The following is a 12859-nucleotide window of genomic DNA, read 5'->3' as shown; positions in this document are numbered from 1 at the left end:
ATATGGAAGTCGCTTAGCTTTATTCCGCCATAGCTCAGTTGGTAGTAGCGCATGACTGTTAATCATGATGTCGTAGGTTCGAGTCCTACTGGCGGAGTAGATAATTAAAAGAGGTCAAGACCTCTTTTTTTTACCTCTTTGTCAACTGTAGTGAGTTGAAGAAAAGCTAAGCTCGAGAAAGGACAAATTTCGTCCTTTCTTTTTTGATGTTCAGAGCGATAAAAATCCGTTGTTTGAAGTTTTCAAAGTTCCGAAAACCAAAGGCATTTCGTTTGATAAGTTTGATGAGATTATTGGTCGCTTCCAGTTTAGTGTTTGAATAGGGGAATTGAAGGGCATTGACGATTTTCTCTTTGTCCTTGAGAAAGGTTTTAAAGACAGTCTGAAAAAGAGGATGAACCTGCTTTAGATTGTCCTCAATGAGTCCGAAAAATTTGTCAGCATCCTTATTCTGAAAGTGAAAAAGTAAGAGTTGATAGAGATTATAGTGGTGTTTTAAGTCTTCTGAATAGCTCAAAAGCTTGTCAAGAATCTCTTTATTTGTTAAGTGCATACGAAAAGTAGGGCGATAAAAACGTTTCTCACTGAGTTTACGACTATCTTGTTGAATGAGCTTTCAGTAACGCTTGATAGCCTTGTATTCATGAGACTTTCGATCCAATTGATTCATGATTTGGATACGCACACGACTCATAGCACGGCTTAGATGTTGTACAATGTGGAAGCGATCTAGAACGATTTTGGCACACGGAAAAAGCTGTTTAGCCAAGTCATAGTAGGGACTAAACATATCCATAGTAATGATTTTTACCTGACAACGAATAGCTCTATCGTATCGAAGAAAGTGATTTCGAATGATGGCTTGTGTTCTTCCCTCAAGAACAGCGATGATGTTGAGTTTTTTAAAATCTTGCGCAATAAAGCTCATCTTTCCCTTGGTAAAGGAGTACTCGTCCCAGGACATAATCTCAGGGAGGTAAGAAAAATCATGCTTAAACCGGAAGTCATTGAGCTTGCGAATAACAGTTGAAGTTGAAATAGACAGCTGATGAGCAATATCGGTCATAGAAGTTTTTTCAATCAGCTTCTGAGCAATTTTTTGGTTGATAATACGAGAAATTTGGTGATTCTTCTTGACGATAGAAGTCTCAGCCACCATCATTTTCGAGCAATGATAGCACTTAAAACGACGTTTTCTAAGAAGAATTATGGTTTGAATTTTTTTATACTACAAAATCAGATCCATAATACCTATATAAAAACATTATAGTTATAATAGGGTTTACCCAAAAGTTTTAAGGCGGTCTTTTTAGGACTTTAATCTTTTGAAATTCAGGTAGTAAATTTGTTTCTATTCTGTCAACTTTTCCTATTTTTTATCTTGTTGAGGTTGGTATTTTAACAATTCAGGAATTGTTAATAACTGTTTAAAATTTTTTGTTAGAATAAGTTTATAAAAAAGAAAAGGAGTATATATTTATGCTAAAAAGTATTTATGAGCAGATGGCAGATTTTTATAGAAATATTGAAGAAGAGTATGGTACTGTATTTGGTGATAATTTTGACTGGGAACATTTTCATTTTAAATTTTTGATTTATTATTTAGTTAGATATGGCATTGGGTGTCGTAGGGATTTTATCGTTTACCATTATCGTGTTGCTTATCGTTTCTATCTTGAAAAATTGATAATGAAACAAGGTTTTGTTGCTTGTTGAGATGTTTTGAGTTAATTTCCGAACAAATTTAACTTTTTGTGGGAAAATAATGATAAATAGCCGGAATTTTTTCTAAAACATTTTTTAATAGTTGGAAATAGCAAATTTTTCTATTGTTTCTTCTTGATAAAAAGGCGATTTTTTCTTATAATAAATTGTAAGATATAATTGCAGGTGAGATTCCTGCCATGTATGTGAGAAAGGAAGAGCCTGAGGGCTCAGACAAGATTATGACTTCAGTTGTTGTTGTAGGTACCCAATGGGGTGATGAAGGTAAAGGGAAGATTACAGACTTCCTTTCAGCGAATGCAGAAGTGATTGCACGTTACCAAGGTGGTGATAATGCAGGGCACACGATTGTGATTGATGGTAAGAAATTTAAGTTGCACTTGATTCCATCTGGGATTTTCTTCCCTGAAAAAATCTCTGTTATTGGGAATGGTATGGTTGTAAATCCTAAATCTCTTGTAAAAGAGTTGAGCTATCTTCATGAGGAAGGTGTGACAACTGATAACTTGCGTATTTCTGATCGCGCGCATGTTATTTTGCCTTATCATATCGAGTTAGACCGTTTGCAAGAAGAAGCTAAGGGCGACAATAAGATTGGTACTACAATCAAGGGAATTGGTCCAGCTTATATGGACAAGGCTGCTCGTGTTGGGATTCGTATTGCTGATCTTTTGGATAAAGATATTTTCCGTGAGCGTTTAGAACGTAACCTTGCTGAAAAGAATCGTCTTTTTGAAAAATTGTATGACAGTAAAGCGATTGCTTTCGATGATATTTTTGAAGAATATTACGAATATGGTCAACAAATCAAAAAATATGTGACCGATACATCCGTTATTTTGAATGATGCGCTTGATAATGGTAAACGTGTGCTTTTTGAAGGTGCACAAGGAGTTATGCTCGATATTGACCAAGGTACGTATCCATTTGTTACGTCATCAAACCCTGTGGCTGGTGGTGTTACGATTGGTTCTGGTGTTGGTCCAAGTAAGATTGACAAGGTTGTAGGTGTATGTAAAGCCTATACCAGTCGTGTAGGAGACGGTCCTTTCCCAACTGAGTTGTTTGATGAAGTGGGAGAACGTATCCGTGAAGTGGGTCATGAGTATGGTACAACAACTGGTCGTCCACGTCGTGTAGGTTGGTTTGACTCAGTTGTGATGCGCCATAGTCGTCGTGTTTCTGGTATCACTAACCTTTCATTGAACTCTATCGATGTTTTGAGTGGTTTAGATACTGTGAAAATCTGTGTGGCCTATGATCTTGATGGTCAACGTATTGACTACTATCCAGCTAGTCTTGAGCAATTGAAACGTTGCAAGCCTATCTATGAAGAGTTGCCAGGTTGGTCAGAAGATATCACCGGAGTTCGTAAATTGGAGGATCTTCCTGAGAATGCGCGTAACTACGTTCGTCGTGTGAGTGAATTGGTTGGCGTTCGTATTTCTACTTTCTCAGTAGGTCCTGGTCGTGAACAAACAAATATTTTAGAAAGTGTTTGGTCCTAAGAGATTTTTAAGATTTGTTTAAGATAGGTCGGGTATACTATAGACAGTTACAAGAAGACCTCCTAACTTGTTGTAACAAATATCCTAAACTTTTCTTTTTCATAATAATCTCCCTATAAAGTCACCGCATTCGGTGGCTTTTTTTGTCTTGGGATTCATGATATAATAATAAAATCGATAAGTAGGAAAAGAGAAACGGATGAATTATACAGTTGAAGAAAAAGAAGTCTTCATGAGGGAGGCTTTGAGAGAGGCTGAGATTGCTCTTGAACACGATGAAATTCCAATTGGTTGTGTGATTGTCAAGGACGGAGAAATCATTGGCCGTGGGCATAATGCGCGTGAGGAACTGCAGCGAGCGGTTATGCATGCGGAAATTATGGCCATAGAGAATGCGAATCTGAGTGAGGAGAGCTGGCGCTTGCTGGATTGCACGCTTTTTGTGACCATTGAGCCATGTGTCATGTGTAGTGGGGCGATTGGACTCGCCCGTATTCCAAACGTGGTCTATGGGGCTAAAAACCAGAAATTTGGCGCTGCTGGGAGTTTGTACGATATCTTGACAGATGAGCGTCTCAATCATCGTGTGGAGGTTGAAACGGGAATTTTGGAAGATGAATGCGCAGCTATTATGCAGGACTTTTTTAGAAATAGACGGAAAAAATAATTTTGCTTTTAAAATGAATAGGAATGTGATATAATAAATAGTGGAGCAACAGTTCTGCGTGAAGCGGGTCAGGGGAGGAATCCAGCAGCCCTAAGCGATTTGAATTGTGTGCTCTTTTTTTCGTGCTTTTTCCGAATAAATAAGATAGAATAATCTAGAATAAATGATAATAGAAAAGAGAAGATGATGAAAATTCGTGGTTTTGAATTGGTTTCTAGTTTTACAGATGAAAATTTATTGCCCAAGCGTGAGACAGCGCATGCGGCTGGTTACGACTTAAAGGTTGCTGTGCGTACAGTTATTGCGCCAGGAGAGATTGTCTTGGTTCCGACAGGGGTTAAGGCTTATATGCAACCAACTGAGGTTCTCTATCTCTATGATCGCTCTTCAAACCCTCGTAAGAAGGGCTTGGTCTTGATTAATTCAGTTGGAGTCATTGATGGGGATTATTATGGAAATCCTGGGAATGAAGGGCATATTTTTGCGCAGATGAAGAATATCACAGACCAAGAGGTTGTTCTTGAAGTTGGTGAACGTGTGGTTCAGGCTGTCTTTGCTCCTTTCTTAATTGCAGATGGGGATGCAGCTGATGGCGTGCGAACTGGTGGATTTGGATCGACAGGGCACTAGGATGAAAATTATCTTTGTACGTCACGGGGAGCCAGATTACCGTGAGTTAGAGAAGCGTTCTTATACGGGATTTGGGCTAGATTTGGCACCATTGTCTGAGAAGGGACGGCAGCAAGCCCAGAAACTGAGCAAAAATCCCTTGCTTCCTTCAGCTGAAATAATCATATCTTCTGCAGTCACAAGAGCTTTAGAAACGGCTTCTTATGTGGTTTGTGCTACGGGTCTTCCTTTAAGAGTGGAGCCATTATTGCATGAATGGCAGGTCTATGAAAGTGGCACAGATAATTTTGAAAAAGCTCGTACTATGTTTCTAGAAAATAAGGGGGAGTTACTTCCTAATAGTCTTATTCAATATGAGACAGCTACGGAAATGAAGTCTCGTTTTCTAGAATGTATGTATAAGTATCGAGAACATCAGACTGTGGTAGTTGTTGCTCATCGAATGCTTATGCGCCAGTTTGTTCCAAATGAGAAGATTGATTTTTGCCAAGTGATTGAGTGTGAGTTAGAGATATAGAAAGAGGTTTATCATCGCAAAGAAAAAAGCGACATTTGTATGTCAAAATTGTGGGTATAATTCCCCTAAATATCTGGGACGTTGTCCCAACTGTGGGTCTTGGTCTTCTTTTGTAGAAGAGGTTGAGGTTGCAGAGGTCAAGAATGCGCGTGTGTCCTTGACAGGTGAGAAAACCAAGCCCATGAAATTGGCTGATGTTACTTCCATCAATGTCAATCGAACTAAGACGGAGATGGAGGAATTTAACCGTGTGCTTGGAGGCGGAGTGGTACCAGGAAGTCTCGTCCTCATTGGTGGGGATCCTGGGATTGGGAAATCAACCCTTCTCTTACAAGTCTCAACCCAGCTGTCTCAAGTGGGGACGGTTCTCTACGTCAGCGGGGAGGAGTCTGCCCAGCAAATTAAGCTACGAGCAGAGCGCTTGGGAGATATTGATAGCGAGTTTTATCTCTATGCAGAGACCAATATGCAGAGTGTTCGAGCTGAGGTGGAGCGCATCCAACCAGACTTCCTCATTATTGACTCTATCCAGACCATTATGTCTCCTGAGATTTCAGGGGTGCAGGGATCTGTTTCTCAAGTGCGTGAGGTGACGGCTGAACTTATGCAGCTGGCCAAGACTAATAATATTGCCATCTTTATCGTAGGACATGTGACCAAGGAGGGCACTCTGGCTGGTCCGCGTATGTTGGAGCATATGGTGGATACGGTGCTTTACTTTGAAGGGGAGCGTCACCATACATTTCGTATTCTGAGAGCGGTTAAAAACCGTTTTGGCTCCACTAATGAGATTGGGATTTTTGAGATGCAGTCGGGCGGATTGGTTGAGGTACTCAATCCGAGTCAAGTTTTCCTAGAAGAGCGTTTGGATGGAGCAACTGGTTCATCAATCGTTGTGACCATGGAAGGGACGCGTCCGATTTTGGCGGAGGTTCAGGCTTTGGTGACACCGACCATGTTTGGAAATGCCAAGCGTACGACGACAGGACTTGATTTTAATCGTGCTAGCTTGATTATGGCTGTTTTGGAAAAACGGGCAGGTCTTCTCTTGCAAAATCAGGATGCTTATCTCAAATCTGCTGGCGGTGTCAAATTGGATGAACCTGCTATTGACTTAGCCGTTGCGGTTGCTATTGCTTCGAGCTATAAAGACAAGCCAACTAATCCTCAGGAATGTTTTGTAGGAGAACTTGGTTTGACAGGAGAGATTCGGCGCGTGAATCGTATCGAGCAGCGTATTAATGAAGCTGCTAAACTGGGCTTTACTAAGATTTATGTGCCTAAGAATTCCTTGACAGGAATTACTCCACCCAAGGAAATTCAGGTCATTGGAGTAACAACGATTCAGGAAGTTTTGAAAAAGGTCTTTGCATAATCCGTGACAAATCCTTTTAAAAATGATAAGATAGGAGAAATATTTGACCATCAAATTTTCAAGGAGGGAATCGTGTCGTATTTTGAACAGTTTATGCAAGCCAATCAGGCTTATGTTGCCCTACATGGGCAGTTAAATCTGCCACTTAAACCCAAAACCAGAGTGGCTATTGTGACCTGTATGGACTCTCGTCTGCACGTTGCGCAAGCTTTGGGATTGGCACTTGGGGATGCTCATATCTTGCGGAATGCAGGTGGTCGAGTGACTGAGGACATGATTCGTTCGCTGGTTATTTCCCAGCAACAAATGGGGACAAGAGAGATTGTGGTATTGCACCATACAGACTGTGGTGCTCAGACCTTTGAAAATGGTCCTTTTCAGGAGTATCTGAAAGAGGAACTAGGTGTCGATGTGTCAGGCCAGGACTTCTTGCCCTTTCAAGATATAGAGGAGAGTGTACGTGAGGACATGCAACTCCTTATCAAGTCTCCCCTAATACCAGATGATGTCATTATCTCTGGTGCCATTTATGATGTAGATACAGGAAGTATGACAGTCGTAGAATTATAAATACTTCATTTAGAAAGAAAGTGTATGAAGAAAAACAGTATTTTATTTATTTTTATGTTATTGCTATGTATTGGTTTGCAGTATGAAACTATCTACTATACGGATGGTTCGATGTCAGCTGCGGAATATGGACTAATGGGAGTTTCTATCTTTCTAGCTCTCTTTTACATGATTCCGGCTCTTTATTTCCTTTTCCGTATTGGGAAAAAATGGGAATTACCAAAGAAGGCCTTGATTCTATCTTTATTGGGTGGGATGTTCCTTGCAGGCTGGTTGTCTAGCTTTGCGAATACCTATATCCATGATTTGCTGGGTATTCTTTTCCCAGATAGTGCATTTTTAAATGCCTTTGAAAGTGCTATTGTGGCTCCTTTGGTAGAAGAACCCTTGAAATTATTGCCACTTGTCTTTGTTTTGGCTTTGATTCCTGTACGAAAGTTAAAATCTTTGTTTTTACTAGGGATTGCTTCTGGTTTGGGATTCCAAATGATTGAGGATATTAGCTATATTCGTACGGATTTGCCAGAGGGCTTTGACTTTACTATTTCGAGGATTTTAGAGCGTATCATCTCAGGAATTGCCTCTCACTGGACTTTTTCAGGTCTGGCTGTAGTAGGTGTTTACTTGCTTTACAGAGCCTATAAAGGGCAGAAGGTTGGCAAGAAAGAGGGGATTATTTTCCTAGGTTTAGCCTTGGGAATTCATTTCTTGTTTAACTCTCCTTTTGTGGAGTTGGAGACAGAGTTGCCTTTAGCGATTCCAGTGGCTACGACTATTACTCTCTATGGTTTTTATCAGGCTTATCGCTTTGTTGAGAAGCACAATGAGTTGATGAACTAGAATATTTTTTAAAAGAATGATGCAAGGGTACAAATATGGTACCCTTCTTTTATTTTTGATTGAAAAATAGTGCAAAAAGCGCTACAATGGTAAATGGAAAATCTTGTGAAAAGCACAAGCGATACATATATACCGGAGGAAATCATGTCTTTTTCTGATTTAAAGCTGTTTGCCCTTTCTTCTAATAAAGAATTGGCAGAACGTGTGGCGCAGGAGATTGGGATAGAGTTGGGGAAATCAAGTGTTCGCCAATTTTCAGATGGAGAGATTCAGGTCAACATCGAAGAATCAATCCGTGGGAAACACGTCTTTATCCTACAATCAACTAGCTCGCCCGTAAATGACAATCTGCTTGAAATTTTGATTATGGTAGATGCTTTGAAGCGTGCGAGTGCAGAATCTATCAATGTTGTCATGCCTTACTATGGGTATGCACGTCAGGATAGAAAGGCGAGAGCGCGTGAGCCAATCACTTCAAAACTTGTCGCAAATATGCTTGAAGTAGCTGGAGTGGATCGTTTGTTGACGATTGACTTGCATGCTGCCCAGATTCAAGGATTCTTTGATATTCCTGTGGATCATTTGATGGGGGCTCCTCTGATTGCGGATTATTTTGAGCGTCGTGGCATGGTTGGTTCGGACTATGTGGTTGTCAGCCCAGACCATGGAGGGGTAACTCGTGCCCGTAAGTTGGCAGAATTTTTGAAAACATCTATCGCTATTATTGATAAACGTCGTAGCGTTGATAAGATGAATACTAGTGAAGTCATGAACATCATCGGTAAGGTTGAAGGCAAGACTTGTATCTTGATTGATGATATGATTGATACTGCTGGAACGATTTGTCACGCTGCAGATGCCCTTGCAGAAGCTGGTGCTGTTGAAGTATATGCAAGCTGTACGCACCCAGTTCTTTCTGGTCCTGCTATGGATAATATCCAAAAATCAGCTATCAAGAAATTGGTTGTTTTGGATACCATCTATCTGCCAGAAGAGCGTTTGATTGATAAGATTGAGCAGATTTCAATCGCTCATCTCCTAGGGGATGCTATCGTACGTATTCATGAAAAACGACCACTTTCTCCACTTTTCGGTATTGAGAAAAAAATTTAATGACCAAGCCTGAGATGATTCTCAGGTTTTTTCGTTTTTTTCCGAATAAATAGATAGAGCCAGAGAATCTAGTAAACCTAGATCTAAAAATGTGCTATAATGAAAGGAGAAAGAATATGACATTACGTCATCCGGGCATTAGCCCAACTAATGACTTGGTTGCTAAGAAGATTTTTAGCAATCCAGAGATCACTTGTCAATTTATTCGCGATATGCTGGACTTGCCAGCAAAAAATGTGACCATTTTGGAGGGGAGCAATATTCACGTCTTGCCTTCCCTGCCATACTCGGCCCAGGATTTCTATACCAGTATTGATGTCTTGGCGGAGTTGGATAATGGAACGCAGGTTATTATCGAAATCCAAGTTCATCATCAGAATTTTTTCATCAATCGCCTGTGGGCTTACTTGTGCAGTCAGGTCAATCAAAATCTTGAAAAAATTCGCCAACGAGAAGGTGATACACACCAGAGTTACAAGCATATCGCACCAGTTTATGCTATCGCTATCGTGGATAGTAATTATTTCTCAGATGATTTGGCTTTTCACAGTTTTAGTATGCGAGAGGACACGACAGGTGAAGTCTTAACTATCACAAATAACGGACAAGAAAATCATCTAGTTAAGATGGCGTTCTTGGAATTAAAAAAATACAGAGAAACCAGCAAAGACGAGGTTCGTAAGCCATGGTTGGAGTTTTTTGGTAACAAACCCTTTACCCAACAACCAGAGCGAGCCATCAGCCAAGCAGACCAACTGCTGGACTACAAGAGCTGGTCCGAGGAGGACAGGAAAATGTTTAGTGAACAACGCAGGCGTGAAGAACAAGCCTTGTTAGCTCATGACTATGCCTTGGAAACAGCTAGGGCGGAAGGTGGTTTTGTTATGTTAGCAAATCTTGTTCGCCAGCATCTTTTAACAGCAGAGGTTGCCAGTCAGCAATTAGGCATGACCGTCGCTGAATTTGAGGCGCTGTTGCAAGACCATCACCAATACTAGTCAAGATGGCATTCTTGGAATTAAAAAAATACAGAGAAACCAGCAAAGACGAGGTTCGCAAGCCGTGGTTGGAGTTTTTCGGGAACAAGTCCTTTACCCAACAACCCGAGCGAGCCATCAGCCAGGCAGACCAACTGCTGGACTATCAGAGCTGGTCCGAGGAGGACAGGAAGATGTTTAGCCAACTACGTATGCGAGAAGAACAGGCCTTGTTAGCACAGGACTATGCCTTGGAAACTGCTAGGGTGGAAGGTATCGAACAAGGACTGGAGCGCGGGAAAGTTGAAGGATAAATCTTTGCCTTTATTGATTTAGTATGACAACATGCTTTGCCTTCCGAATTTACGAGTGAACAATTAGACACAAATTGAAAAAATATCAAGTTTACTTGACTTTTTTTATAGAATAGTATAGTATGTAGATACAAGCACTCCTTTTGCTCCCTGTTTCATAGCAACTGGAGTCATTTTTTTATAAATTTAGAAGGTTAGTGATGTACACAACTGATAATAGTATTTCTTTGTCAAGAGATTTAAAGAGAGAAATGAAAGCATTTTTACCTCTTGAAGATTTGGTAAGTTATCTTTCAGATAAGCTAGATATGTCACTTGAAGAGGAACTAGATTCCAAAAATTTTTTACGTTGCCATAATTACTATTCGTTTTCTGCTTTTATTAAACAGGTTCCAGATAATCTTCATAAAGGAAAATTTCAAGCAGCGATTTCATTGTATGAATTTAATGACTGGTTGTCACAGTTTCTGTTTATATTTTCTGGTAGATTAGAGCAGTTTATAAAATCAACTTTTATTGAATCGCTTTGTCAGCAATATAATGGAAAATATCAAAAAGGTGAGTGTTACTTGGATGAAACTATTTATGAAAATTCTGAATTGTATAACGAATTTATTTCAATTATAGAAAAACATTTATCAGAGAATCAAAGTCTGTCAATACAGCATCATATCAAAAATAAAGGTTCTAAATTTCCAATTTGGGTGCTTTTTCAAGAGATGACTTTTGGGGAAACAACTCGTTTTATAAGTGCACTGAAAAAAGAATACCGGGAGTATTGGATAGATACTACATTTTTATCAACTGGTGTGGTAAATTCTAAAATTCATGGAGAAGAAATCCAGAGTAAATTATTTGGCTGGGTTTCAGCTACATGGTATATGAGAAATAGAACTGCACATCATTTAAGATTATATGGTCAAAATTTTACAATAGCAAGTCCAAGTTTCTTTTCAGCTGATTTGCGTCAAATAAACAAGAATGCAGAGACTAAAAAGAAAAAGACGCATAATAACGATTTATTTGCTTATCTTTTAGCTATGAAAAATCTTATACAACATCATTCACATTCTTTTGTTCAAGATTGGAACGGTTTTTTAATGAGTTTAGAGGCACAGTTGATGGAAAAGTCAAATATCATATTATCTAGTAAGATTGGTTTGCCAAGCAATTGGAAAGATATATTGTGGATTGGTTGAACTAAGGAATGATTTTTTACTCAAGTTATTATTCAGAGAATCTTTGAGAATCCAGATGAGAAACCAAACATTAAGAAGTTGATTACCAAGATGAATGAAGGATAAGATGCGAGATTTGGGAATCGCTATAGCGGACGATGTAATAGCTGAACAAGGTGAGAAAATCAGAATCATCAAGGAACACGATGATGCTCTTTCCGTCTGTAAAGAAGATTTGGAAACTCAGTCAAGAATACCAAGAGCAGGTCAAGATGATTCAAATCGTTCCTAGATTCAGTGTGCTTTAATTTTAAAAATTAGGTGTCAAACCCTCTTTTAGTACAGATAAAATTAAGGATAAACAATAGTTTTAATAACTTTTATTTTTTTTCGTCTCTTTTCCGAATAAATAGATAGAAGCATCGAATCTAGTAAACCTAGATTTAAAAATGTGCTATAATGAAAGGAGAAGAAATATGACTGTACGTCATCCGGGCATCAGCCCGACCAATGATTTGGTTGCTAAGAAAATTTTCAGCAACCCAGAAATCACTTGTCAATTTATCCGCGATATGCTGGACTTGCCAGCAAAAAATGTGACCATTTTGGAGGGAAGCAACATTCACGTCTTGCCTTCCATGCCCTATTCGGCGCAAGATTTCTATACTAGTATAGATGTTTTAGCGGAGTTAGATAATGGAACTCAAGTTATTATCGAAATACAGGTACATCATCAGAATTTTTTCATCAATCGCCTGTGGGCTTATTTATGTAGTCAGGTCAATCAAAATCTCGAAAAAATTCGCCAACGAGAAGGTGATACCCACCAGAGTTACAAACACATCGCACCAGTATATGCTATCGCTATCGTGGATAGTAATTACTTCTCAGATGACTTGGCTTTCCATAGCTTTAGTATGCGCGAGGATATGACAGGTGAGGTATTAACTATCACAAGTAACGGTCAGGAAAACCATCTGATCAAGATGGCATTCTTGGAATTAAAAAAATACAGGGAAACCAGCAAAGACAAGGTTCGCAAGCCGTGGTTGGAGTTTTTCGGGAACAAGCCCTTTACCCAAGAACCCGAGCGAGCCATCAGCCAAGCAGACCAACTGCTAGACTACAAGAGCTGGTCCGAGGAGGACAGGAAAATGTTTAGCCAACTACGTATGCGAGAAGAACAAGCCTTGTTAGCGCAGGACTATGCCTTGGAAACTGCTAGAGCGGAAGGAATCGAAAAAGGTTTAGAGCGAGGTCTTGAACGTGGTCGTGCAGAGGGTCTTGAACAAGGGCGAGCAGAAGGCGTTGAACAGGGACTGGAGCGTGGGAAAATCTTTACCTTTCTAGATTTAGTACGCCAACATGTTTTAACTTCCGAATTCGCGAGTGAACAATTGGGTATGTCAGTAGCGGAGTTTGAAGCACTTTTGTAATACCATCAC

The 12859-nt window shown here is 39.7% G+C and carries 13 protein-coding genes, 1 tRNA gene, 1 other RNA gene and 2 pseudogenes; 16 read left to right on the top strand and 1 reads right to left on the bottom strand.

The genetic code is table 11. From position 1 onward, the window contains the following. Nucleotides 1–23 precede the first annotated feature (23 nt). A tRNA-Asn gene (locus tag HT696_RS04705) sits at nucleotides 24–97 on the top strand. Nucleotides 98–166: 69 nt separating this feature from the next. Here HT696_RS04705 and HT696_RS10575 read toward each other — a convergent pair. Then, nucleotides 167–1207, bottom strand: a pseudogene (locus HT696_RS10575) (ISL3 family transposase); the annotation flags it as partial. 272 nt (nucleotides 1208–1479) lie between these two features. On the opposite strand from HT696_RS10575, the gene comW reads away from it, so the two are divergent. The 15 genes and pseudogenes from comW to HT696_RS04620 all read left to right on the top strand — a co-directional run bounded on the left by comW (nucleotide 1480) and on the right by HT696_RS04620 (nucleotide 12850). Further along, a complete protein-coding gene (comW, locus tag HT696_RS04690) occupies nucleotides 1480–1716 on the top strand; it encodes a sigma(X)-activator ComW (protein WP_173282834.1) in 237 nt (78 codons plus the stop codon). A gap of 230 nt (nucleotides 1717–1946) precedes the next feature. Next, nucleotides 1947–3233: an adenylosuccinate synthase gene (locus HT696_RS04685; protein ID WP_173282840.1), complete on the top strand. Its 1287-nt coding sequence runs from the start codon at nucleotides 1947–1949 to the stop codon at nucleotides 3231–3233. A 199-nt stretch (nucleotides 3234–3432) separates the two neighbouring features. Then, nucleotides 3433–3900, top strand: a complete 468-nt coding sequence (tadA, locus tag HT696_RS04680; RefSeq protein ID WP_001110112.1) for a tRNA adenosine(34) deaminase TadA — start codon at nucleotides 3433–3435, stop codon at nucleotides 3898–3900. Between the two features lie 32 nt (nucleotides 3901–3932). Further along, nucleotides 3933–4030: signal recognition particle sRNA small type (gene ffs / locus HT696_RS04675), an RNA gene on the top strand. Nucleotides 4031–4086: 56 nt separating this feature from the next. After that, nucleotides 4087–4530, top strand: coding sequence for a dUTP diphosphatase (locus HT696_RS04670; protein WP_000701987.1), 444 nt, complete (start codon nucleotides 4087–4089; stop codon nucleotides 4528–4530). Next, entirely contained in the window at nucleotides 4490–5047 is a 558-nt protein-coding gene (locus tag HT696_RS04665; protein ID WP_173282835.1) for a histidine phosphatase family protein, read from the top strand. Before HT696_RS04670 ends, HT696_RS04665 begins: the two co-directional genes overlap by 41 nt. A 10-nt stretch (nucleotides 5048–5057) precedes the next feature. After that, a complete protein-coding gene (radA, locus tag HT696_RS04660; RefSeq protein ID WP_173282841.1) occupies nucleotides 5058–6422 on the top strand; it encodes a DNA repair protein RadA in 1365 nt (454 codons plus the stop codon). A 72-nt stretch (nucleotides 6423–6494) separates the two neighbouring features. Beyond that, nucleotides 6495–6992 carry a carbonic anhydrase gene (locus HT696_RS04655; RefSeq protein ID WP_173282836.1) on the top strand — a complete coding sequence of 166 codons (498 nt, stop codon included), beginning with the start codon at nucleotides 6495–6497 and terminating at the stop codon, nucleotides 6990–6992. 24 nt (nucleotides 6993–7016) lie between these two features. Continuing rightward, nucleotides 7017–7832 carry a PrsW family glutamic-type intramembrane protease gene (locus tag HT696_RS04650; protein ID WP_173282837.1) on the top strand — a complete coding sequence of 272 codons (816 nt, stop codon included), beginning with the start codon at nucleotides 7017–7019 and terminating at the stop codon, nucleotides 7830–7832. Nucleotides 7833–7976: 144 nt separating this feature from the next. Continuing rightward, nucleotides 7977–8945 carry a ribose-phosphate diphosphokinase gene (locus HT696_RS04645; protein ID WP_050243113.1) on the top strand — a complete coding sequence of 323 codons (969 nt, stop codon included), beginning with the start codon at nucleotides 7977–7979 and terminating at the stop codon, nucleotides 8943–8945. A 116-nt stretch (nucleotides 8946–9061) separates the two neighbouring features. Then, a complete protein-coding gene (locus tag HT696_RS04640) occupies nucleotides 9062–9943 on the top strand; it encodes an Rpn family recombination-promoting nuclease/putative transposase (protein WP_173282838.1) in 882 nt (293 codons plus the stop codon). Next, nucleotides 9940–10260 (top strand): annotated as a pseudogene (locus HT696_RS04635) (hypothetical protein); the annotation flags it as partial. The gene HT696_RS04640 and the pseudogene HT696_RS04635, both read left to right, overlap by 4 nt. Before the next feature lie 176 nt (nucleotides 10261–10436). After that, nucleotides 10437–11435, top strand: coding sequence for an Abi family protein (locus tag HT696_RS04630; protein WP_173283385.1), 999 nt, complete (start codon nucleotides 10437–10439; stop codon nucleotides 11433–11435). Between the two features lie 106 nt (nucleotides 11436–11541). Beyond that, the gene (locus HT696_RS04625) at nucleotides 11542–11706 is read left to right on the top strand and encodes a hypothetical protein (protein ID WP_205380600.1); all 165 of its coding nucleotides are present in this window, start codon (nucleotides 11542–11544) and stop codon (nucleotides 11704–11706) included. A gap of 184 nt (nucleotides 11707–11890) precedes the next feature. After that, nucleotides 11891–12850, top strand: coding sequence for an Rpn family recombination-promoting nuclease/putative transposase (locus HT696_RS04620; protein ID WP_173283384.1), 960 nt, complete (start codon nucleotides 11891–11893; stop codon nucleotides 12848–12850). Nucleotides 12851–12859: the final 9 nt, after the last annotated feature.

Origin of the sequence: Streptococcus sp. 9903 (assembly GCF_013276625.1) — a bacterium.
GTDB lineage: Bacteria > Bacillota > Bacilli > Lactobacillales > Streptococcaceae > Streptococcus.
Note: the sequence above shows the minus strand (reverse complement) of the source record. Positions and strands in the feature narration are given on the sequence as shown.

Coding starts and splice junctions, on each gene's coding strand:
- HT696_RS04685 (WP_173282840.1), top strand. CDS start 1,947: ATGACTTCAGTTGTTGTTGTAGGTACCCAATGGGGTGATGAAGGTAAA.
- HT696_RS04670 (WP_000701987.1), top strand. CDS start 4,087: ATGAAAATTCGTGGTTTTGAATTGGTTTCTAGTTTTACAGATGAAAAT.
- HT696_RS04645 (WP_050243113.1), top strand. CDS start 7,977: ATGTCTTTTTCTGATTTAAAGCTGTTTGCCCTTTCTTCTAATAAAGAA.
- HT696_RS04665 (WP_173282835.1), top strand. CDS start 4,490: ATGGCGTGCGAACTGGTGGATTTGGATCGACAGGGCACTAGGATGAAA.
- tadA (WP_001110112.1), top strand. CDS start 3,433: ATGAATTATACAGTTGAAGAAAAAGAAGTCTTCATGAGGGAGGCTTTG.
- HT696_RS04625 (WP_205380600.1), top strand. CDS start 11,542: ATGCGAGATTTGGGAATCGCTATAGCGGACGATGTAATAGCTGAACAA.
- HT696_RS04620 (WP_173283384.1), top strand. CDS start 11,891: ATGACTGTACGTCATCCGGGCATCAGCCCGACCAATGATTTGGTTGCT.
- HT696_RS04640 (WP_173282838.1), top strand. CDS start 9,062: ATGACATTACGTCATCCGGGCATTAGCCCAACTAATGACTTGGTTGCT.
- comW (WP_173282834.1), top strand. CDS start 1,480: ATGCTAAAAAGTATTTATGAGCAGATGGCAGATTTTTATAGAAATATT.
- HT696_RS04650 (WP_173282837.1), top strand. CDS start 7,017: ATGAAGAAAAACAGTATTTTATTTATTTTTATGTTATTGCTATGTATT.
- HT696_RS04630 (WP_173283385.1), top strand. CDS start 10,437: ATGTACACAACTGATAATAGTATTTCTTTGTCAAGAGATTTAAAGAGA.